Genomic DNA, 20,785 nt, shown 5'->3' on the forward strand with positions numbered 1-20,785 from the left:
TGATATTTATCCATGGGTATCCTGATTTCGGCGGCGCCCCTCCCACAAAAGATCAAAAGAATATTTGCGCCTCGGCGTGAGGCATTCTAGGGCCGCGACGGTTCGAGCATCGGCTGCGTCGCTCGCGTAAGCTCAATCGCACCCAGACCCGCTCCGACCAACCTATGTTCCGCATTGGCCACGGTTTCGACCTGCATCGCTTGCAGCCCGGCGAGGGCGTGACGCTCGGTGGCGTCTTCATCGCCTGCGACTATGCGATCGTCGCGCATTCCGACGGGGATGCCGTGATTCATGCGCTGTGCGATGCCTTGCTGGGCGCGGCCGCGCTCGGCGATATCGGCCACTATTTCCCCGACACTGATCCCGAATTCGCAGGCGCCGACAGCCGTATGTTGTTGCGCGAGGTGGTCAAGACGCTGGAGCAGGCCGGCTTTCGGCCGGTCAACGTGGACCTGACGATCATCGCGCAGGTGCCCAAACTGGCGCCGTACATCATTGCGATGCGACAACGGTTATGCGAAGACCTGGGTCTCGATATCGGTGCCGTCAATGTCAAGGCGACCACTCACGAAGGGGTCGATGCGATCGGCGAGAAACGTGCGTTGTCGGCGCACGCCGTGACGCTGATTGCCGCCGACATGTGACGATGATGCTTGGGAGCAGCGCCTTCAGGCGCCGCCGTGGCTCGGCGCGAAAGCCACCAGAAACCCCAGTGCCGCAATCGCGCCGGCGGCTTCGTGCGTGTCCGCCACGGCCTCCGGAACCATGGTGTCGATCAGCATCGCCAGGATTGCGCCGGCGGCAATCGACATGATCAGGGCGATGCTGGCGTCCGATGCGTCGGCGAAGGCAATCGCCCCGATGCCCGCCGACAGCGAGCAGCATAGGGCGATCAGCAACCATAGGCTGAAGACGTAGCGCGGGCTGCGGCCAGCGCGCTTCATCCCGGCCGCGCTGGCGAGACCTTCCGGAATATTGGACAGGAATACGGCCGCCACCATGACCAGACTGGTGCTGCCACCCTGCAGCAGCGACAGGCCGATGGCGATCGATTCCGGGATGCCGTCGAGCAGTGAACCGATGGCGATCGCCGAGCCGCTGCCGGGATGATCGGCTTCGGCTGCCTGCTGGTCGCCGGAGCGTTTGCGATGCGCCGCGCCGTAGCGTTCCAGTGCGAGATTGGCCAGGGTGTAGATGATCGCGCCCGCCATGAAGCCGCTGGCGGTCGCGGCGAGCCCACCGATTTCGTGCGCCTCGGCCATCAGTTCGAACGCCAGCGCCGAGATCAGCACGCCGCTGCCGAAGGCCATGATCGCGGACACCCAGCGTCGCGGGATGGGCGCGGCATAACCGGTGGCGGCGCCCAGCACCAGCGCACCGCCGCCAAGCAGGCCCCACAGCGCCGCTTGCAGTGGCAGGCTCATATGCAGTGGTTCATGGGCGTGCCGCGTTGCCGGGCTTGCGCAGCAGCACGTAAACCGCGCCGGCGCCACCGTCGTGCGGTCGCGCCGAATGAAAGGCCAGCACGTCCTTGCGTCGACGCAGCCAGCCGTCGATCGAGCGTTTCAGCACCGGGCCGTCATTGCTCGATCGCAGGCCCTTGCCGTGGATGATGCGCACGCAGCGTACGTCGCGGTCCTGACATTGCGCCAGGAACACGTGCACGGCGAGGCGCGCCTTTTCGGCGTTGAGTCCGTGCAGGTCGAGTTCGTCTCCGATGCGGTAGCCACCGCGACGCAGGCGACGGAACACGGAGTCCTGTACGCCGGGCATGCGGTAGTTCAGCACTTCGCCGCTGGCGATCAGGGCGTCTTCCGGAACCATTTCCAGGGATTCGCGCAAGGCGGCAAGCTCGTCGGTCTCGAACTGCACGGGGCGCGGCGACAGCGGTTTGCGCGCCGGTTCGACGCGGTCGGACGGCTTGCGTACGACAATGCCGCGCATCGCGTCCCTGAATGCCTGTGTGTCGTCGTCTTCGTGCATCTTTGTCTTCCCCGGCGAGTTACAATTCGGCAACTTCTACCCGAACGGGTTCCATGCATATCCTGCTGTCTAACGACGACGGTTGCCAGGCTCCGGGCTTGCGCCGTCTCATCGACGAATTACGCCCGCATTACGAACTCGACATCGTTGCGCCCGACCGCAATCGCAGCGGCGCCAGCAATTCGCTGACGCTGAGCAACCCGCTGCGGATCCAGCGCCACGACGACGGGACCGTCTGTGTGGATGGTACGCCGACCGATTGCGTGCACCTGGCTCTGACCGGCCTGCTCGAACGCCGGCCGGATTTCGTGGTGTCCGGCATCAATGCCGGCGCCAATCTGGGTGACGATACCCTGTATTCGGGAACGGTCGCCGCGGCGATGGAGGGCCGACACCTGGGTGCGCCGGCCATTGCAATTTCGACCACCGACCTCAATCCCCGGCATTTCGGCACGGCGGCGCGCGTGGCGCACATCCTGATCGAACGCCTGCGCGAATCGCCGCTGGCAGCGGACCTGATTCTCAACGTGAACGTGCCGGACATCCCGTTCGAGGATCTCGCCGGTTTCCGTCCGACCCGCCTCGGCAAGCGGCATCTGGCCGAAGGCGTGGTGCCGGCCAAGGATCCGCGCGGTCGAACGATCTACTGGGTTGGCGCGGTCGGTCCCGAGCTGGACTGTGGGCCGGGCACGGATTTCGATGCCATCGTCAACCACTTTGTTTCCATCACGCCGATCGTCACCGACCTGACGCGTCACGCCGAACTGGAACGGGTGGGGAACTGGCTGGAAGCCCTGTGATGATCGGTCGACACCACCATTCGCGTGGGCTCGGCGTGACCTCGGACAATGCGCGGCAGCGCCTGGTTCGCGAACTGCAGCAGCAGGGCGTGACCGATCCGGCGGTGCTCGAGGTGATCGCCAGGGTGCCGCGCCACGAATTCGTCGAGGAGGCGCTGCGCTATCGCGCCTACATCAACACCGCCCTGCCGATCGGCCAGGCGCAGACGATCTCGCAGCCGTACGTCGTCGCCTTGATGACGCAGCTGCTGATGGCGCCTGGCAAGATCCGCAAGGTGCTGGAGATCGGCACCGGCAGCGGTTATCAGACCGCGGTGCTGGCGGAACTGGTATCCACGGTGTTCTCGGTGGAGCGTCTGCGCGAACTGTCTCGTGTCGCGCGTGAGCGTCTGGAGCGTCTGGGCTACCACAATGTCCTGTTCAACTACGGTGACGGCATGAAAGGCTGGGCCAGTCAGGCGCCATACGACGGTATTCTGGTGACAGCGGGGGCGGCCGAAGTGCCGCCGGCCCTGCCGGAGCAACTGGGGCCGGGCGGTCGCCTGGTGATGCCGGTCGGACCCAGTGGCGCGCAGGTTCTGCTATGTATCGACCGTACGCTGGACGGCCGTCTGATCCGTAGTCAGACCGCCAATGTCAGTTTCGTGCCGCTGTTGGCCGGTCGCGCCTGAGATGGAGCCGGGACAGGTGGCGGAGGACCGCAAATCCGTAGGCGGCATTTTCTCGCGGCTCTACGACTGGATGCTGCGTGCGTCCCGGCATCGTCACGCGCGCTGGTATCTGGCGCTGGTGTCGTTCGCGGAATCTTCGTTTTTTCCGATCCCGCCCGATGTGATGCTGGCACCGATGACGCTGGCGCAGCCGAAGCGCGCGTGGTCGCTGGCCGGCCTGACCACACTGGCGTCGACCGTGGGCGGCATGTTCGGCTATCTGATCGGCTATTTCCTGATCGGCGCCCTGCAGCCGGTGATTGATCGTCTTGGATATCGGCATGGCTACGACACCGTGGTCGGATGGTTCGCCGAATACGGTTTCTGGGCGATGCTGCTGGCCGGCTTCACGCCGATTCCGTACAAGCTGTTCACGATCGCGGCCGGAGCCAACGGCATGGCGTTCCTGCCGTTCGTGGCGGGCTCCACGATCGGTCGCGGCGGGCGCTTCTTTCTGGTGGCGGCGCTGGTGCGTCTGGCCGGCCCCACGATCGAGAACCGTCTGGTGCACTACATCGACCTGATCGGCTGGAGCGTGCTGGGGCTCATCGCGGCGGGAGGCGTTCTCTACGGGGTCATGGCGTGAAGCATCTGCCACTGTCGCTGCTCGCGGTCCTGCTGTGCTCCTGCAGCTCGTTCTGGCGCTGGGAGCCGATCGACGGTGGTGGCGCTGGCGGAAGCGACGCGGTGCAGCGACGCGCTGGTCCCGGCGAATATCAGGTGCAAGGTGGCGACACGGTCTATTCGATCGCGTTTCGCAACAGTCTCGACTACCGCAGTCTGGCCGCCTGGAACGGCATCGGCGGCAACTACCTGATCTATCCTGGGCAGATACTCCGGCTGAGGCCGCCCAATGGCTCGACCGGCGGCGGATCGAATCCACCGATCGTCGCCAGTCGTTCGTCTGGCACCGGCAACGGCGCCAGCGCTCGTACGGTGGTGGTCAAACCGACGGGTACCAGCACGGCGCCGGTGCCGACCGGCCCGTACAACTGGCGCTGGCCGGCCAGCGGCACGGTGCTGCGCGGCTTCGCCTTGCCGGCCTCGAAAGGTCTGGACATCACCGACAAGCTCGGTGCGCCGGTCTACGCGGCAGCACCCGGACGGGTGGTGTACAGCGGCAGCGCCCTCAAGGGTTATGGCGAGCTGATCATCGTCAAGCACGACGAGACCTACCTGTCGGCGTACGGATACAACCGTCGCCGCCTGGTCGAGGAGGGCGATGCCGTGACCGGCGGGCAGCAGATCGGCGAGATCGGCATGGGCCCCGAGAGCCGGCCGGTGCTGCACTTCGAAATCCGGCGTGCCGGCCAGCCGGTCAATCCTTCGGCATTGTTGCCGGCGCGCTGATGCATCCTTAGAACCCGTTCCTGGTGCGCCTGCACGAGAATCGCGTGTTGCGGCCCCTTGTCGGGGCGTGAATAATTGCGCCCCCCGTCCGCCTGGCGCGGACGCTTGCCCGTTTCTCCACAAGGAGTATCGCGATGTCTTCCGTCCCGGATACGGCGCCGAACGCCGTGTTCCCACGCATCCAGCGTCTGCCGCCCTACGTCTTCAATATCATTGGCGAACTGAAGATGGCAGCACGAGCTCGTGGCGAGGACATCATCGATTTCGGCATGGGCAATCCGGACGGCCCCACACCGCCGCATATCGTCGAGAAGATGACGCAGGCCGCGCTGCGGCCGGACACGCATCGCTACTCGGTCTCCAAGGGTGTGCCGCGTCTGCGGCGAGCCATCGCCGGCTGGTACGACAGGCGCTACGGCGTGTCTCTGAATCCCGAAACCGAGTGCATCGCCACGATCGGCTCCAAGGAAGGTATCGCGCATCTGGCGCTGGCCACACTGGGCCCGGGCGACGCGGTTCTGGTGCCGAACCCGGCATACCCGATCCATTCGTACAGCGTGGTGATCGCCGGTGCCGATCTGCGCCATGTTCATATCGGCCCGGGCGTGGATTTCTTCGAGGAATTGCAGAAGGCGATCCGCGAAACCTGGCCGAAGCCGAAGATGCTGATTCTGAACTTTCCGTCGAATCCGACCACGCAGTGCGTGGATCTGGATTTCTTCGAGAAGGTCATCGAGATCGCGCGCGAACACGGCCTCTGGGTGGTGCACGATCTGGCCTATGCAGACCTCGTGTTCGATGGTTACAAGGCACCGTCGATCCTGCAGGTTCCCGGCGCCAAGGATTACGCGGTGGAATTCTTCACGCTGTCCAAGTCCTACAACATGCCGGGCTGGCGCGTCGGCTTCATGGCCGGCAATCCCACGCTGGTGGGCGCGCTGGCGCGCATCAAGTCCTATATGGACTACGGCATGTTCACGCCGATTCAGGTGGCCGCGATCACCGCGCTGGAAGGGCCGCAGGATGCCGTCGCGGAGATCTGCGAAATTTATCGCAAGCGCCGCGACGTGCTCTGCGAAGGCCTCAGCGCCGCCGGCTGGCCGGTCGAAAAGCCCAAGGCGACGATGTTCGTGTGGGCACGCATTCCGGAGCCGTGGGCGCAGATGGGCTCGCTGGAATTCACCAAGCGCCTGCTCGAGGAAGCCAAGGTAGCAGTCAGCCCGGGCATCGGGTTCGGCGAATACGGTGACGCCTTCGTGCGTTTCGGCCTGATCGAGAACGAGCACCGGACACGTCAGGCCATTCGTGGAATCAAGAAAATGCTGAAGGAGGGACAGCCATGAGCGACCCGATACGCGTCGGCCTGCTCGGGCTGGGAACCGTCGGCCAGGGCGTGGTTCGCGTGCTGCAACGCAATGCCGAGGAAATTGCACGTCGCGCGGGGCGGCCGATCGTGATCAGCCGCGCCTCGGCGCGCGATCCGAACAAGGCGCGTGACTGTGATTTGTCGCAGGTCGCGATCGAGGCTGACCCGATGCGCGTGGTCACTGCCGACGATGTGGATCTGGTGGTCGAGCTGATCGGCGGCGAGACGCCCGCCTTCGTGCTGATCGGCGAGGCGATCCGCCGAGGCAAGCCGGTGGTCACGGCCAACAAGGCGCTGGTGGCCGAACGCGGCAACGAGTTGTTCGAACTGGCACGCGGTGCTGGCACCATGATCGCCTACGAAGCCGCCGTGGCTGGCGGCATCCCGATCATCAAGTCGATCCGCGAGGGCCTGGCTGCCAACCGCGTGCTGTCGGTGGTCGGCATCATCAACGGCACCTGTAACTACATCCTCACGCAGATGAGTCTGCGCGGCATCGATTTCGGCACCGCGCTCACCGAAGCGCAGCAGCTCGGCTACGCCGAGGCCGATCCGACATTCGACGTCGAGGGCGTGGACGCCGCGCACAAGCTGACGATTCTCGCCTCGATTGCCTTCGGCATTCCGCTGGCCTTCGAACGCGTGGCCTGCGAAGGTATCGCCCGCATCCAGTCACAGGACATCGAGCTGGCGAAGGCACTCGGCTACCGGATCAAGCATCTCGGCGTTGCCAAGCGCGGAATGGACGGCGTCGAACTGCGCGTGCAGCCCACGCTGATCGCGGACGATCAGTTGCTGGCCAAGGTCGATGGCGTGCTCAACGCCATCGTCGTACACGGCGATGCGGTTGGACGCACCGGCTACTACGGACGCGGCGCCGGCGGTGAAGCCACCGCATCCGCCGTGATCGCCGATCTGGTCGATGCGGTGCGCAGCCTCGACACGCCGCCGCAGCACCGCGTGCCCTACCTCGCGTTCCAGCCGGACGCGATCGCGCCGATGGAGGTGCTGCCGCTGGAGAAAATCGAGTCCGCGTACTACCTGCGGGTGTGCGTGGCCGACGAACCGGGCGTGCTGCGCTCGATCACCTCGATTCTTGCGGAGCTGGACATCAGCGTCGAGGCGATCATCCAGAAGGAGCCGCGCGCCGCCGAAGACGCGGTGGTGGCGATCATCACCTCGGTGGTGCAGGAAGCCCGCTTCAACGAGGCCTGCGCCCGGATCGAGGCCTTGCCGTCGGTACGCAGTGGCTTCTCGCGCCTGCGCGTCGAACACTTTGATTCGTGAGGCGCAACAGCGCCGATGCCTTATGCTTTCCACGCCTCACTCCCAACGCCTGTCGCCTGACGAAAATATGAGATACACAGGATTGATCGATGCTTGGCGCGCCCGCCTGCCGGTGGTCGACACGACCCGCGCAATCGCGCTGGGCGAGGGCAACACGCCGCTGATCCGGCTAGACAACATTCCGCGCGAGATCGGTTTCGACGGCGAGCTGTACGTCAAGTTCGAAGGTCTCAACCCGACCGGTTCGTTCAAGGATCGTGGCATGACCATGGCCGTGACCCAGGCCGTGGCCGAGGGTGCCAAGGCGATCATCTGCGCCTCCACGGGAAACACCTCGGCGGCGGCCGCGGCCTACGCGGCACGCGCCGGCATTACCGCCTTCGTGCTGATTCCGGAAGGCAAGATCGCCGCCGGCAAGCTGGCGCAGGCGGTCATGCATGGTTCGGTGGTGGTGCAGATCCAGGGTAACTTCGACGACGGCATGCGCCTGGTCAAGGAAGTCGCCGAAACCGCACCGGTGACCATCGTCAACTCGATCAATCCATTCCGCCTGCAAGGGCAGAAGACCGCGGCCTTCGAAGTGGTGCGCGATCTGGGTCGCGCGCCGGACGTGCACTGCATTCCGGTCGGCAACGCCGGCAACATCAGCGCTTACTGGATGGGTTATTCCGAGGCCATGGGTGAGACCACGGCGGCCAATGTGTTGCCGCCGGAACTCAAGAATTACAGGGTCGGAGGCTTGTCCTCGAATCGACCGCGCATGGCCGGTTACCAGGCGGCCGGCTCGGCGCCATTCATGCGCGGTGGCCCGGTGCGCAAGCCGGAAACCGTGGCCACGGCCATTCGTATCGGTGATCCGCAGAACTGGGATCTGGCCTGGGCCGTGCGCAGCGAGTCCGATGGCTGGTTCGACGAAATCGGCGACGAGGAAATCCTTGCCACGCAGTCGCTGCTCGCCAAGCGCGAAGGCGTGTTCTGCGAGCCGGCTTCGGCCATTTCTCTGGCCGGCGCCCTGCGTGACATCGCCAGCGGCAAGATCAAGGCCGGCAGCACGGTGGTGTGCACGCTCACCGGCCATGGTCTCAAGGACCCCGATATCGCCATGCGTGATGGTCTGTCCAGCGTGATCAAGGTGCCGGCGGAGCTGTCTGCGGTGAACAAGGCGCTGATCGAGCGCCTGTGAGCCTGGCCCGTGTCCGCCGGCGCGAACTCGGTCCACTCGAAGGACTGCCGGCAGAACTGAATCCGGTGCTGCGACGCGTGTACTCGGCGCGCGGCATCATCGACGCTGGCAGCCTGTCGCTGAAGCTTCAGGACCTGTTGCCGCCCACCGGCCTGCAGGGTCTGGAACGGGCGGCCGAACTGCTCGCCGAGGCCGTGCTGCGCGGCCGACGCATCGTGATCTGCGGCGACTATGACGCCGACGGCGCGACCAGCAGCGCCCTGGCCATCAGTGCCTTGCGTGCCTTCAGCCATAGCAATGTCGACTACGTGGTGCCGGACCGTTTCCTGATGGGCTACGGCCTGTCTCCGGCGCTGGTGGAAGTCGCGCGCGAACGTGGTGCCGAACTGCTGCTGACGGTCGACAACGGCATTTCCAGTCTCGCCGGCGTGGCGGCGGCGCGCGCGGCCGGGCTGCAGGTGGTGGTCACCGACCATCATCTGGCCGGCGAGGCGCTGCCCGAAGCCGATGCCATCGTCAATCCGAACCAGCCCGGAGACAGCTTCGCCAGCAAGCACCTGGCCGGCGTCGGTGTGATTTTCTATGTCATGGCGGCGCTGCGGCAGCGTCTGCGCAGCCTGGACTGGTTCGCCGAGCGGCCCGAACCGGCGATGGCCGATTATCTGGACCTGGTCGCGCTCGGAACCGTGGCGGACGTGGTGCGCCTGGACCGCAACAACCGCGTGCTGGTGGCCGGCGGTCTGGCGCGGATTCGCGCCGGCCGTGCACGGCCCGGCATTACCGCTTTGCTCGAAGTCGCCGGGCGCGATCCGGCGGGCACGCGGTCCACCGATCTGGGTTTCGTTGTTGGCCCGCGGCTCAATGCCGCGGGTCGTCTGGAAGACATGAGGCAGGGCATCGCCCTGCTGCTGGAGACCGATGCGGCGCGAGCGCGCGCGCGCGCAGCGCGGCTCGACGCGCTCAACCGCGAGCGCCGCTCGATCGAGCGGCAGATGGTCGAGGACGCCGAGCTGATGCTGGCCGAGACCGACAGCGAGGCGGTCGGTGTCTGTGTGTTCGATGCCGGCTGGCATGAAGGCGTGGTCGGTCTGGTGGCCTCGCGCGTCAAGGAACGTCTGCACCGGCCGGTGATCGCGTTTGCGCCGGCGCAGGAGGACGGCTGGCTCAAGGGCTCGGCGCGCTCGATTCCGGGCTTGCACCTGCGAGACGCGCTGGCTGCGGTCGATGCCCGGCACCCCGGCCTGATCGCGCGCTTCGGCGGCCATGCGATGGCCGCGGGTCTGAGTCTGCGGGTGGACGATCTGCCGGATTTTTCCGCGGCCTTCGACGCGATCTGTCGTCAATGGATCGATCAGGCGGCTTTGCTGCGGTTGATCGAAACCGACGGAGAACTCGATGCGCGCGAACTGGGTCTGGAAACCGCAGCGGCGCTGGAACACGCCGGTCCCTGGGGCCAGGGCTTTCCGGAACCGTGTTTCGACGGTTGCTTCGTCGTCGAGGAACTGCGTGTGGTGGGTGAGCATCACGCCAAGTACCGGCTGCGGCCGAGGGACGGTTCCAGCCTGAAGGCGATCCATTTCAACGGCGCCGAAACGGCGGCCGCGGTCGGCGATTCGGTGGAGCTGGTCTACAAGCTGGTGGTCAACCGCTGGCGCGGCGACAGCAGCGCCGAGTTGATGATCGAACAGCTGCGTGTGGTCGCCGGTTCAGACGCTGGGTGAGGCGAAGACCACCGGTGTCGCCTTGGCGATCACATTGCCCTGGCAGTAGTCGGCTCCCAGCGTGCTCCAGGTGGGCAGCGAGGCGGCGTCTTCGATCCCGGTGATGATCGTGCGCAGATCCAGAGTGCGCGCCAGGCGCAGCACCGACTCGGCGACCATGCGTTCCACCTGATCTTCGCTGATCTTGCGGAACTGGCGGGCGCTGAGTTTGACGTAGTCCAGCGGCAGCGTGCGGATCAGTGCGAGGTCGTTGCCGCGCCGGCCCACGAACTGGTCCAGTGCGATGCGGCAGCCCAGGCCGCGCAGCGTTTCGCAGAAGCGCGCCGCGGCGATCGGGTGATCGGCCACCGCTTCTTCGCGAATCTCGAACATCAGACGTTTCGGTGAAAGCTCGGGGTAGGTCTGCAATAGCTGGATGATCTGGTCCAGCGTTTCCGGTGCGTCCAGCGAAGCCGGCGACAGGTTGATACTGCAGAATTCAAGCTTGGGCATTTTCGGCAGACGCTGCGCCAGCATCGCGAACGCGTGCTTGATGACCCATTGATCGATTTCCCGTCCCAGATTGTTGCGTTCGGCCACCGGCAGGAACTGGCTGGCCGCGGTCCAGAATCCTTCCTCATCTTCGAGCGCGACCAGAAACTCGAAGGCGTCACGACCTGCCGCTGCGCCCGAATACGGCTGTATCCACTGCGTGGTCAGGTGGAACATGTCTCGATCCAGACCGTGGCGTATGCGTTTGAGCCACTGCGCATCGTCGCCGCTGTTATCGCCGCGTTCCATGAACGACTCGAATATACGGACGCAGTTGCGTCCGGCCGCCTTGGCGGCGTGGCAGGCATCCTCGCCACGCTTGATGATCTGGAACGGTGACCCCTTGCCGTCAAAGGGCGTCACTCCGACGCTGACGCTCAGTCGAATGTCACGGCGCTCCCAGCGCAATGGCGCATGCGAGACCGCGTCACGGAGTGTTTCGGCGACCGTGGCTGCGGCATCGACGCCACGATTCTCGAGGACCACGGCGAACTGGTCCGCGCCCAGACGAAACGCCATGTCCGCATGCTCCAGTTGTCCTGTCAATACGTGCCAGACATGCGCCAGCGCTTCGCTTCCCGCGTCGATGCCGGCATTGCCGTTGATCGCGTTCAGATTGTCGATGTCGATATAGAGGAAGCTGTGGCTGCGCTGCAATAGCCGCGACTGTTCCTGCAAGCGGCGCAACACGCGGTCGCAGGCGCCACGGCTGGCGTCGTCGCCGCTCGGTTCGGGGTGCGTCGCGGGCCCGGTGTTTGCACCGTCTGCGCTACGGAACGCGACGGCGGCGCCGTTGACGACGCCGTCCCGCGAGCACAGCGCCGTGGTGTTGAGCCTGAACGGCTTGGCGGTACCGCGCACATCGAGGAAAACCGGTTCGTTGCAGACGATGTCGCTGTTGGAGTCGATGGTGCGCTTCGCGGGATTGCCGAGCGGCTCACCCTGTTCACTGGCGGTGAACTTGAAGACCTCGTCGAAGGCCTGACCCAGCGCGACGTGCGGATCGATGCTGATCAGTTCCTGCGCATGCAGATTCATGTCCTCGATGCAGCCATAAACGTCGGTGACGACCAGGGCGTCTTCGACCGCGCCGAGCACTTGCGCCAGACGCGTCTCGCTTTCCTGCCGCTGCTTTTGAGCGCTGCGGCGCGCTTCGGTCTCTGCCTGAAGGGCATTGCGGCTGATCGAGAGCTGTTCGTGGAGGTCGTGCAGCTGGCTGAGGCGTTCGTTGCTCCAATGCGCCAGCATTCCGATTTCGTCGCGTCCCGAATCGTCGATCAGCACATCGCCCGGAGTGCCGCTGCGAACCGAGTCATCGAGTAGCGAGGCCATGCGACTGAGTCGGTCCAGCACGAAGCGACGCAAGCCGGCGAACACCAGCAGCAGACACAGGGCGACGGCTGCCAGGCTGACCGCGAGGCTCTGATTGACGACGTAGCGCGCACCGGCGAAACCTTCGCGGCTGCCGACGACACGCACCAGCCGCCAATGCGTCTCCGGCAGTTCGAGAAACACCGCGGTGGCCGGCTGATGAAGCACCGGGTCGTCCTTGAGGTGCATAAACTCGGGTACCTGAGCGGATTGCGGGGGCTCTGCCCAGAGGCTGATCAGCGCCGATTCGGCCTCGTCGCGCGCCATTTCACGCGTCCCGTCACGTAATGCCGAAATCAGCGAGGGTTCGTAGTCACTCGAAGTGACCACGGCCCGCAGAAAGCTCTCGTTCCATTGGTGCAGTGTCAGTGCCAGCGGCGCCAGCTTCGGAAAGCGCTTGGCTACGTCGGCGGCCGAGGCCGGCAGTACATTGCCGGAACTCGCCAGCAGGGCTTCGGTCGCACCCAGCAGTTGGTTATCACGGTCCAGCAGGATTCCATAACCGCTGTCGTTTTGCGTACGGCTGCCGAGCCCTGCGGCGATGCGGGCGCGGTCCAGCGAGACCGTCGCAACTCCCGCGAACTGTCCATCGCGCTGGATCGGTGTGGCGCAGGTCACGATCTCGCGCTGCAGCAGCGGATCGCGATAGGCCGGCGTCCAGTAGCAATGTCCCGGCTTGGCATAGCGCGCCGGTGTGAACCACTTCTCGTGCCAATAGGGCACCGAGCGTGTGTTGTTGTAATCGTCCAGGCGTTCGAAGGCGCCGTTGCGGCGGATCCAGTAGGCGCTCTGCCGTGCTTGGTTCACGTCGTCGCGGATCGGCAGCGGCCAGATCCCGGCGGCGAGTATCCAGTCGGCCTCGGCTTGCTGGGCTATCGAGCCCAGGACCGGTTGCAGCGCGTCGCGCTCTCGGGAAATGCCGGCGAAGCTCACGGCGAGCGCGCGTGCACCCAGCAGCATCTGCTGGATTTCCACGGCCTGGCGACGCGCGGTCTCGGTCTGGTAGCGGAACGATTCGTCGAACATGCTGGATTGCACCAGCACGCGGTTGGCAAAAAATGCGGCGCAGGCCAATACCAGGAAGATCACGGTGAACAGCAACGCCAGCCTCACCCGCAGTCGATGCTGCGGTCCTAGTGAGGGAGCAGTGCGGTGCTGAGCATCCCGGCCCGGCATGTCATCCAGTTCTGTTGTGTATGGGCATTCGAGGCGGACGACATCCCGTCGTCGCATCCTCCCCACGAGCCAATTCGCCTCGTTGCGGCTCATCCGGTGTCGGTCCCGACCTGGTAATTTCCAGCATCGACGGACACTTGTGACGATTTTTCTGATCATACACAGCTTGTTGCCTGGCCTGAACGACCGTTCGCGTCAAAACCGTGGAATTCCGATCAAGACGGCTGCGCAGCCGACAAGCGCGCTGTCAGACAAACAGGCTGGCGACCTTGTGCAGCGCTGTGGCGAGTTGTTCGATGTCCTCATCGTCGTTATAGACGGCCAGCGAGGCGCGTGCCGTCGCCGGTACGCCGAAGCGTGCCATCAACGGCATTGTGCAGTGATGGCCGGTGCGCACGGCGACGCCTTCCATGTCGAGAATGCTGCCGATGTCGGAGGCGTGCGCGCAGTCCATCGTGAACGAGATGATGCCGGCCTTGCCGGGGGCTTCTCCGATGATGCGCAGTCCCGGAATCGCGGCCAGGCGGTCGTGGGCCGACAGGACCAAGCGGTGTTCGTGGGCGGCGATCTCCGCCAGACCGATGTCGGCGATCCAGTCCAGCGCGGTGGCGAAACCGATGGCGCCGGCCATGTCCGGCGTGCCGGCCTCGAACTTGTAGGGAATCTCGTTCCAGGTGCTGCCTTCGAAGCTGACGGTTTCGATCATGTCCCCGCCGCCATGCCAGGGGGGCATCGCTTCGAGATGCTCGCGCCTGGCCAGCAGCGTGCCGAAGCCGGTGGGGCCGAAGGCCTTGTGCGCGGATACGCAGTAGAAATCCGCACCCAGCGCCTCGAAGTCCACCGGCAGATGCGCGATTGCCTGGGCACCGTCGATCAGTACCGGCACGCCCGCCGCGTGCGCAGCTTCGATCACGATTTCGACTGGATTGACGGTGCCGAGCGTGTTGGACACATGCACCATCGCGATCATGCGTGTCTTGGGACCGAGCTTCGCACGCCAGTCGTCGAGGTCCAGGCGTCCGTCATCCAGCACATCGGCGGCAACGACGCGGGCGCCAGTGGCTGCGGCTACGAGTTGCCACGGCACGATGTTGCTGTGGTGCTCCATACCGGTGAGCAGGATTTCGTCGCCAGCTCGCAAACGCGGCTGCAAAAAGCTGCGGGCCACCAGATTGATGGCCTCGGTGGTGCCGCGCGTGAACACGAGCTGCTCGCGCGCGGTGCCGAAGAAGGCGGCGATGCGGTCGCGTGCGCCTTCGTACTGGCTGGTGGCACGCGAGGCCAGTTCGTGGACGGCGCGGTGCACGTTGCTGTTGCTGGTTCGGTAGTAGCGGTCCATCGCCCGCAGTACGGCTTCGGGCTTCTGCGTGGTGGCGCCGTTGTCGAGATAGGCGAGACGCTTGCCGTGGATCACTTCCGACAGGATCGGGAACTGGGCGCGGATTGCCGCAAGGTCCAAGCCATGATCGGCCTGTCGTGCGGCCTGGGCGAGGTCGGGGCTTGCCTTGTTCACACCAGCAGTTCCTCTAGGGCGTGGCCGTTCGGAAGCCGGCTGAGCAGTGCCAATCCGAGTCGGCGGCGCAGCGGTTCGTCGGCGAGCGTGCCGAGCGCGTCGTAGGCGAAGGTATAGGTCAGCAGCGTGCGCGCGGCCTCCGGATCAAGGCCGCGTGTGCGCAGATAGTAGATCGACTGCTCGTCGAGCTGGCCGCAGCTGCTGCCGTGCGCACACTTGACATCGTCTGCGTAGATTTCGAGCTCCGGTTTGGCATTGACCTCGGCGCGCGGCGACAGCAGCAGACACGCAACATGCTGCTCGGAATCGGTCTTCTGCGCGCCCGGCTGGACCACGATGCGGCCGTTGAACACGGCATGTGCGCGGTCCATGACCAGGCCGCGATACAGCTCGCGGCTGATGGTGTTCGGTACAGCGTGAATGATGCGGGTGTGGGTGTCGGCGTGCGTGCGATCGGCCGGCGCGAATATCCCGTTGAGATGCGCTTCGGCGCCGGTTTCAGCCAGTTGCACGTTGAGGTCGTGGCGGGCGAGGGCGCCGCCGAGGTCCACGCCCAGGTAGCGTAGCTGTGCGTCGCGGCCGAGCCGGATTTCGGTGCGCGCGATGTCGGTGCTGGCCTTGCCCAGGGATTGCAGCCGGACCAGCGTCAGATGGGCGCCGGCTTCAACTTCGATTTCGGCGACCTGGGTGTTGAGCAGCTCGCTGTCGTCGCCGTGCAGGTCCAGAAACAGCGTGGCCTGGCTGCCGCGCCGCAATACGACGCGGTGCCGCAGGTGAACCATCGCCGGTTTCGTGCCGCTGCCGATCCAGCTGTACAGGTGAATCCGGCGCGGGGTCGACCCGCTGACCTCCAGGTCCGCGCCGTCGCGATACAGGGCCGCGTTGAGCGCGGTGACGCCGTCGTCCGCCAGACCACTGCCCGCCTCGTCGCTGCGGGCTGGGCCACCGATCCGGCGGCCGTTGACGAAGTGCAGCAATTCGGCGTCCGCCAGCGCATCGACGGCGGGTGCCTCGGCCGCCGGCGCCGCTGCGAAGTCACGTTCGTTCAGCGCGCTGAGATCGGTGTAGTGCCAGTCCTCGATGCGCTTGCCGGGAAAACGCTCACGTTCGAAGCGCGCATAGGCGCCGCTGCGCGCCTCGCGCAGAGCCCGTGGCAGCGCGGCGAAGGCGCGGCCATAAGCATCGGTGGCGACATTGGCGATCTGGCTCATGCCGCGTTGTCCAGCCAGCCGTAGCCCCTGTCCTCAAGCTCGCGTGCCAGTTCGGGTCCGCCGCTGCGGACGATGCGGCCGCCGGCAAGGACGTGCACCACGTCCGGTTCCACGTAGTCGAGCAGGCGCTGATAGTGGGTGATCAACACCACGCTGCGATCCGGCGAGCGCATCGCGTTGATGCCTTCGGACACGATGCGCAGGGCATCGATATCCAGACCGGAATCGGTTTCGTCGAGGATCATCAACCTCGGCCGCAGCACCAGCATCTGCAGCACTTCGTTGCGCTTCTTCTCACCGCCGGAAAAGCCCTCGTTGATGCCGCGGTGCAGCATCGCCACGTCCATCTTCACGGTCTTGACCTGCTCTCGCACCCAGGCCAGGAATTCCATGGCGTCGATTTCCGGTTCGCCCTTGCGCTTGCGCTGCGCGTTCACGGCGGCCTTGAGGAAATACATGTTGGTGACACCGGGAATTTCCACCGGGTACTGAAAGCCGAGGAAAATGCCGAGTGCGGCGCGTTCCTCGGGCTCTAGCTCCAACAGCGCCTGATCATCGAATGTGACCGAGCCCCCGGTGATTTCGTAGCCGTCGCGGCCGGCGAGCACGTGCCCGAGGGTGGATTTGCCGGAGCCATTGGGCCCCATGATGGCGTGCACCTCACCGGGCTTCACCGTCAGGTCGATACCCTTGAGGATGTCCTTGCCCTCGACGCGGGCGTGAAGATTCTTGATTTCTAGCATGGATTCGTTCCTGAAAGCTGGTTTCGCGCGAAGACGCCAAGTTTTTTTCTGGTTTTAGCTTTTCTCAGCGGCTTCGCGTCTTTGCGCGAAACAGGTTGTTTGTTGTTCAGCCAACCGCACCTTCGAGCGAGACCTGCAACAGCTTCTGCGCTTCGACGGCGAATTCCATCGGCAATTCCTTGAACACGTCCTTGCAGAAGCCGTTGACGATCATCGACACCGCGTCTTCCTCGGCGATGCCGCGCGAGCGGCAGTAGTAGAGCTGGTCTTCGCCGATCTTGGAGGTGGTGGCCTCGTGTTCGAGCTGGGCGCTGGCGTTGCGGACTTCGGTGTAGGGGAAGGTGTGCGCGCCGCAGCGGTCGCCGATCAGCAGGCTGTCGCACTGGGTGTAATTGCGTGCGTTTTCTGCGCCGGCCAGCATGCGTACCAGTCCGCGGTAGGACTGCTGACCCTGACCGGCGGAGATTCCCTTGGAGACGATGTTCGATCGGGTGTTCCTGCCGATGTGGATCATCTTGGTGCCGGTGTCGGCCTGCTGCAGGCCGTTGGTCAGCGCCACCGAGTAGAACTCGCCGACCGAGTCGTCGCCGCGCAGGATGCAGGACGGATACTTCCAGGTGATCGCCGAACCGGTTTCCACCTGGGTCCACGAAATCCTGGAGCGGGCACCGCGGCAGTCACCGCGCTTGGTCACGAAGTTGTAGATGCCGCCGAGGCCGTTCTCGTCGCCCGGATACCAGTTCTGCACCGTGGAGTACTTGATCTGTGCGTCCTCGAGCGCCACCAGTTCCACCACGGCGGCGTGCAACTGATTCTCGTCGCGTTGCGGCGCGGTGCAACCTTCCAAGTAGGATACCTGCGCGGCGTCTTCGCAGATGATCAGGGTGCGCTCGAACTGCCCGGTGTTGCGTTCGTTGATGCGGAAATAGGTCGATAGCTCCATCGGGCAGCGCACGCCCTTGGGCACGAACACGAACGAACCATCCGTGAATACGGCGCTGTTGAGCGCGGCGTAGTAGTTGTCGCCGAACGGCACCACGGTACCGAGGTACTTTCTGACCAGTTCCGGATGTTCGTGCACGGCTTCCGAGATCGGACAAAAGATCACGCCGGCCTCGGCCAGCTTCTTCTTGAAGGTCGTGCCCACGGATACCGAGTCGAACACCACATCGACCGCGACGCCGGCCAGCATTTCCTGCTCCTGCAGCGGGATACCGAGTTTGGTGTAGGTTTCCAGCAGCTTGGGGTCGACCTCGTCCAGGGACTTGGGGCGGTCCTTCATCGACTTCGGTGCCGAATAATAGGAAATCGATTGAAAGTCGATCGGCGGGTGCCGCACATGTGCCCATTCCGGGATGCTCATCTTCAGCCAGCGGCGATAGGCCTTGAGCCGGAATTCGAGCATCCATTCCGGTTCCTGCTTCATGATCGAAATCTGGCGGATCACGGCTTCGTCCAGACCCGGCGGCACGGTGTCGGCGTCGATCTGGGTGAAGAAACCGGCCTTGTAGTCGCGCTGCTTGCGGACCAGGGCTTCGATGTTTTCGCTGGGGGCTGCCATAGGGGTGGCCTCAGTACGGGTTCGGCCCATTCAGGCCGAAGGGTGGAATCTCAAGGGTGACTCGGCCGCGAGAGCGGGACGAGGCGCCGGCATGCTTGTCATCGGGGCAGCCATCTGTTCGAGCGTGACGGCGCCCAGTGCCTCGCGGATGGCCTCGCTGATCAGACGCCAGTTGCCGCGCACGCCGCAGGACGGCTCAATGGCGCAGTCGCTGCCGTGCGCGCTGCACTCGGTCAGTCCGATCGGACCCTCCATGGCGCGCACCACGTCGGCGATGCTGATCGCTGCCGGGTCCCGCGACAGGCGGTAACCGCCACTGGCCCCACGCGACGCGGACACCAGGCCGGACTTCCCGAGCAGCTTGAGCACCTTGCCGACGGTAGGCTCCGCCACATGCGTGAGCCGCGCCAGCTCGTGCGCGCTTTGCGAATTGTCCGGCTCGGCGGCCAGTGCCGTCATCACGACGATGGCGTAGTCCGTCAGTTTTCCGAGCTTGAGCACGTTCAATTAAGACCAATTTGGTACGATTTGAATTGTATGCCTCGATGACCCGATCGACAAGGCACAATAGGTCTCATGGAGACGAATACTTTCGCCTGGGATGTGACCGAGCCTTTCGTCCTGTCGACACTTGTGAGCGCGGAGCACATCGACGAATTCGGTCATGCAAACAACGTGCAGTACCTGCGCTGGTGCGAGCAGGTGGCCTGGGAGCATTCACGCAGTCTGGGGCTGTCGATCGAGCGCTACCGCGAACTCGGTTGCGGCTGTGTGGCGCGCCGCCATGAACTCGACTATCTGCTGCCGACCTTCGTCGATGACGAACTGCTGCTCGGCACCTGGGTGGCCGAGAACGATGGGCGCCTGAGCAGCTGGCGGGCCTATCAGTTGATCAGGGTGGCCGATGGTCGCACCGTGCTGCGTGGCCGCACGCAATGGATCAGCGTGGACATGAACAGTGGCAGGCCGCGACGCATGCCGCCTGAATTCGTCGCGGCATACCGCCCGGCGATAGCTTCGTCATGAAGATGCGCGTCGAAATCGAATTCTGCATGCAGTGTCATTGGTTGCTGCGCGCAGCCTGGATGGCGCAGGAACTGATCGGCACGTTTCCGGACGATCTGGCGGAGGTGGCCTTGAAGCCGGGCAGTGGCGGCGTGTTCCGTGTTCGGGTGGGTGACCAGCTGATCGTGGATCGAAAGCGCGACGGCGGTTTCCCGGACCTCACGGCACTCAAGCGAAAAGTGCGCGACTGCGTTGATCCGGAGCGATCGCTCGGCCACATTGATCGCGGGGATTGAGCGGTCAGCTGCCTGCGAATTCCCGCCGCTCAGGTCATCAAGCTGGAGTATTCAAGGCAGACGAACAGGAGGACAACGATGAACGTGAACCATCGCCAGCGGCGCCGTTTCGGCGCCTGCCTCGCGGTTGTGGCAGCACTGACATCCGGCACGGCGTTCGCCGACATCTACGTGGGCAAGGGTGTGGAATCCGGCGTTTCGGCGACCCGTCGCCTGGAGGTGGTGGTCGAAGCAACCCCGTTCACGATGACGGCCGAAGATCGGCGGCTCACCGAGCTGGCCGTGCAACGTCTGCGTGACGATGAGCTGATTCAGGGGCGCATCGCGGTTTCGGCCATCGGCGGCGTCGTCATGCTCAGTGGCGGCGTGCGCAGCGTGCCGATGATCTACCGGGCCGTCGAAGTATTGCGCGATCTCAATGCGGTGCGCGCCGTCGATGTGGACGAGCTTGACAGGGATTCACGCACTGTCTGGAATCGCTCCTGAGTGGGCGGCTCAGTCCAGCCAGACCAATCGCGGTGCCTGACCGAGGTGCGCCGCAACGATTGCATGCTGGCCGCAGCTTCGGCCCAGGTCCATGGTCCAGTGCAGGTCGGGGTCGACCAGAAAGAAGCCGGGCTCGTCCGGCCACTGGCCATCGGGATCGTGGTTGAGCGCCTTGAACCAGACCCCGACTTTCTCGTCGAGCTCGTAACGCAGGTTGTTGAAGTAAAAAAGATTGAGTTGCTCGCGCGCGAGCTCCGACCGTGGATTGCACGGCGTGATCAGTGCCCAGGACACGGTGCAGCCGGTCTGTTCGGCGATCATCGCTTCCTTCTCGGGCTCGTACCTGCCGATCTTCAGGTGGACGTCGCCATTGGGCAACATCACCACGTAGTCGGTCTTGCGATAAGCCTCGACCAGCTTGGCATTGTGACGGGGTAGTGGCACTTCTCGTCTTTTTGTTCGTAAAAATTAATTCAGGCCGAATTGTAACTA

The 20,785-nt window shown here is 64.7% G+C and carries 21 protein-coding genes; 12 read left to right on the top strand and 9 right to left on the bottom strand.

All coding sequences use genetic code 11. From position 1 onward, the window contains the following. Window positions 1-164 precede the first annotated feature (164 nt). Entirely contained in the window at window positions 165-644 is a 480-nt protein-coding gene (ispF, locus tag RM530_RS17535; protein ID WP_311366558.1) for a 2-C-methyl-D-erythritol 2,4-cyclodiphosphate synthase, read from the top strand. Window positions 645-668: 24 nt separating this feature from the next. Here ispF and RM530_RS17540 read toward each other — a convergent pair whose 3' ends face one another. After that, window positions 669-1,424: a ZIP family metal transporter gene (locus RM530_RS17540; RefSeq protein ID WP_311366559.1), complete on the bottom strand. Its 756-nt coding sequence runs from the start codon at window positions 1,422-1,424 to the stop codon at window positions 669-671. 10 nt (window positions 1,425-1,434) lie between these two features. Next, window positions 1,435-1,983, bottom strand: coding sequence for a Smr/MutS family protein (locus RM530_RS17545; protein WP_311366560.1), 549 nt, complete (start codon window positions 1,981-1,983; stop codon window positions 1,435-1,437). Window positions 1,984-2,036: 53 nt separating this feature from the next. Here RM530_RS17545 and surE point away from each other — a divergent pair, with 53 nt between their 5' ends. The 8 genes from surE (at window position 2,037) to recJ (ending at window position 10,400) form a co-directional block, all read left to right on the top strand. Further along, window positions 2,037-2,783: a 5'/3'-nucleotidase SurE gene (gene surE, locus RM530_RS17550; RefSeq protein WP_311366561.1), complete on the top strand. Its 747-nt coding sequence runs from the start codon at window positions 2,037-2,039 to the stop codon at window positions 2,781-2,783. Further along, window positions 2,783-3,454, top strand: coding sequence for a protein-L-isoaspartate(D-aspartate) O-methyltransferase (locus RM530_RS17555; protein ID WP_311366562.1), 672 nt, complete (start codon window positions 2,783-2,785; stop codon window positions 3,452-3,454). Before surE ends, RM530_RS17555 begins: the two co-directional genes overlap by 1 nt. A gap of 1 nt (window position 3,455) precedes the next feature. Then, on the top strand, window positions 3,456-4,079 hold the full coding sequence (locus RM530_RS17560) for a YqaA family protein (RefSeq protein WP_311366563.1): 624 nt from the start codon (window positions 3,456-3,458) through the stop codon (window positions 4,077-4,079). After that, window positions 4,076-4,843 carry a peptidoglycan DD-metalloendopeptidase family protein gene (locus RM530_RS17565; RefSeq protein ID WP_311366564.1) on the top strand — a complete coding sequence of 256 codons (768 nt, stop codon included), beginning with the start codon at window positions 4,076-4,078 and terminating at the stop codon, window positions 4,841-4,843. The genes RM530_RS17560 and RM530_RS17565 overlap by 4 nt, the downstream gene beginning before the upstream one ends. Before the next feature lie 134 nt (window positions 4,844-4,977). Beyond that, window positions 4,978-6,186 carry an alanine transaminase gene (gene alaC, locus RM530_RS17570; RefSeq protein WP_311366565.1) on the top strand — a complete coding sequence of 403 codons (1,209 nt, stop codon included), beginning with the start codon at window positions 4,978-4,980 and terminating at the stop codon, window positions 6,184-6,186. Next, window positions 6,183-7,496, top strand: a complete 1,314-nt coding sequence (locus RM530_RS17575; protein ID WP_311366566.1) for a homoserine dehydrogenase — start codon at window positions 6,183-6,185, stop codon at window positions 7,494-7,496. Before alaC ends, RM530_RS17575 begins: the two co-directional genes overlap by 4 nt. Before the next feature lie 67 nt (window positions 7,497-7,563). Further along, complete coding sequence (gene thrC, locus RM530_RS17580) at window positions 7,564-8,679, top strand: threonine synthase (RefSeq protein ID WP_311366567.1); 1,116 nt, start codon at window positions 7,564-7,566, stop codon at window positions 8,677-8,679. Next, window positions 8,676-10,400 (top strand): single-stranded-DNA-specific exonuclease RecJ, encoded by a 1,725-nt coding sequence (gene recJ / locus RM530_RS17585; protein WP_311366568.1) that lies wholly within the window; start codon window positions 8,676-8,678, stop codon window positions 10,398-10,400. The genes thrC and recJ overlap by 4 nt, the downstream gene beginning before the upstream one ends. Here the strand turns inward: recJ and RM530_RS17590 are convergent. The 6 genes from RM530_RS17590 to RM530_RS17615 all read right to left on the bottom strand — a co-directional run bounded on the left by RM530_RS17590 (window position 10,386) and on the right by RM530_RS17615 (window position 19,007). Then, a complete protein-coding gene (locus RM530_RS17590) occupies window positions 10,386-13,415 on the bottom strand; it encodes an EAL domain-containing protein (RefSeq protein WP_311366569.1) in 3,030 nt (1,009 codons plus the stop codon). The two genes, recJ and RM530_RS17590, sit on opposite strands and share 15 nt — an antisense overlap. A 310-nt stretch (window positions 13,416-13,725) precedes the next feature. Then, a complete protein-coding gene (locus RM530_RS17595; RefSeq protein WP_311366570.1) occupies window positions 13,726-14,991 on the bottom strand; it encodes an aminotransferase class V-fold PLP-dependent enzyme in 1,266 nt (421 codons plus the stop codon). Then, on the bottom strand, window positions 14,988-16,202 hold the full coding sequence (gene sufD, locus RM530_RS17600; protein WP_311366571.1) for a Fe-S cluster assembly protein SufD: 1,215 nt from the start codon (window positions 16,200-16,202) through the stop codon (window positions 14,988-14,990). Before sufD ends, RM530_RS17595 begins: the two co-directional genes overlap by 4 nt. After that, a complete protein-coding gene (sufC, locus tag RM530_RS17605) occupies window positions 16,199-16,945 on the bottom strand; it encodes a Fe-S cluster assembly ATPase SufC (protein WP_311366572.1) in 747 nt (248 codons plus the stop codon). The genes sufD and sufC overlap by 4 nt, the downstream gene beginning before the upstream one ends. Window positions 16,946-17,051: 106 nt before the next feature. Further along, the gene (gene sufB / locus RM530_RS17610) at window positions 17,052-18,506 is read right to left on the bottom strand and encodes a Fe-S cluster assembly protein SufB (RefSeq protein WP_311366573.1); all 1,455 of its coding nucleotides are present in this window, start codon (window positions 18,504-18,506) and stop codon (window positions 17,052-17,054) included. A gap of 30 nt (window positions 18,507-18,536) precedes the next feature. Then, entirely contained in the window at window positions 18,537-19,007 is a 471-nt protein-coding gene (locus RM530_RS17615) for an SUF system Fe-S cluster assembly regulator (protein ID WP_311366574.1), read from the bottom strand. A gap of 75 nt (window positions 19,008-19,082) precedes the next feature. Between RM530_RS17615 and RM530_RS17620 the strand changes: the two genes are divergently transcribed. From RM530_RS17620 to RM530_RS17630, 3 genes are all read left to right on the top strand, one after another. After that, window positions 19,083-19,532 (top strand): acyl-CoA thioesterase, encoded by a 450-nt coding sequence (locus RM530_RS17620; protein WP_311366575.1) that lies wholly within the window; start codon window positions 19,083-19,085, stop codon window positions 19,530-19,532. After that, a complete protein-coding gene (locus RM530_RS17625; RefSeq protein WP_311366576.1) occupies window positions 19,529-19,807 on the top strand; it encodes an Rdx family protein in 279 nt (92 codons plus the stop codon). The genes RM530_RS17620 and RM530_RS17625 overlap by 4 nt, the downstream gene beginning before the upstream one ends. A gap of 78 nt (window positions 19,808-19,885) precedes the next feature. Next, window positions 19,886-20,293 (top strand): BON domain-containing protein, encoded by a 408-nt coding sequence (locus RM530_RS17630; RefSeq protein WP_311366577.1) that lies wholly within the window; start codon window positions 19,886-19,888, stop codon window positions 20,291-20,293. Between the two features lie 9 nt (window positions 20,294-20,302). On the opposite strand, the gene RM530_RS17635 is transcribed toward RM530_RS17630, so the two are convergent. After that, window positions 20,303-20,737, bottom strand: a complete 435-nt coding sequence (locus tag RM530_RS17635; protein ID WP_311366578.1) for a DUF3293 domain-containing protein — start codon at window positions 20,735-20,737, stop codon at window positions 20,303-20,305. Window positions 20,738-20,785 lie beyond the last annotated feature (48 nt).

It is taken from the genome of Banduia mediterranea (genome assembly GCF_031846245.1).
Classification (GTDB): domain Bacteria; phylum Pseudomonadota; class Gammaproteobacteria; order Nevskiales; family Nevskiaceae; genus Banduia; species Banduia mediterranea.

Excerpts from the sequence above, each read along its gene's own strand:
- ispF (WP_311366558.1), top strand. The coding sequence starts at position 165 with ATGTTCCGCATTGGCCACGGTTTCGACCTGCATCGCTTGCAGCCCGGC.
- RM530_RS17540 (WP_311366559.1), bottom strand. The coding sequence starts at position 1,424 with ATGAGCCTGCCACTGCAAGCGGCGCTGTGGGGCCTGCTTGGCGGCGGT.
- RM530_RS17545 (WP_311366560.1), bottom strand. The coding sequence starts at position 1,983 with ATGCACGAAGACGACGACACACAGGCATTCAGGGACGCGATGCGCGGC.
- surE (WP_311366561.1), top strand. The coding sequence starts at position 2,037 with ATGCATATCCTGCTGTCTAACGACGACGGTTGCCAGGCTCCGGGCTTG.
- RM530_RS17555 (WP_311366562.1), top strand. The coding sequence starts at position 2,783 with ATGATCGGTCGACACCACCATTCGCGTGGGCTCGGCGTGACCTCGGAC.
- RM530_RS17560 (WP_311366563.1), top strand. The coding sequence starts at position 3,456 with ATGGAGCCGGGACAGGTGGCGGAGGACCGCAAATCCGTAGGCGGCATT.
- alaC (WP_311366565.1), top strand. The coding sequence starts at position 4,978 with ATGTCTTCCGTCCCGGATACGGCGCCGAACGCCGTGTTCCCACGCATC.
- RM530_RS17575 (WP_311366566.1), top strand. The coding sequence starts at position 6,183 with ATGAGCGACCCGATACGCGTCGGCCTGCTCGGGCTGGGAACCGTCGGC.
- thrC (WP_311366567.1), top strand. The coding sequence starts at position 7,564 with ATGAGATACACAGGATTGATCGATGCTTGGCGCGCCCGCCTGCCGGTG.
- sufD (WP_311366571.1), bottom strand. The coding sequence starts at position 16,202 with ATGAGCCAGATCGCCAATGTCGCCACCGATGCTTATGGCCGCGCCTTC.
- sufC (WP_311366572.1), bottom strand. The coding sequence starts at position 16,945 with ATGCTAGAAATCAAGAATCTTCACGCCCGCGTCGAGGGCAAGGACATC.
- sufB (WP_311366573.1), bottom strand. The coding sequence starts at position 18,506 with ATGGCAGCCCCCAGCGAAAACATCGAAGCCCTGGTCCGCAAGCAGCGC.
- RM530_RS17620 (WP_311366575.1), top strand. The coding sequence starts at position 19,083 with ATGGAGACGAATACTTTCGCCTGGGATGTGACCGAGCCTTTCGTCCTG.
- RM530_RS17625 (WP_311366576.1), top strand. The coding sequence starts at position 19,529 with ATGAAGATGCGCGTCGAAATCGAATTCTGCATGCAGTGTCATTGGTTG.
- RM530_RS17630 (WP_311366577.1), top strand. The coding sequence starts at position 19,886 with ATGAACGTGAACCATCGCCAGCGGCGCCGTTTCGGCGCCTGCCTCGCG.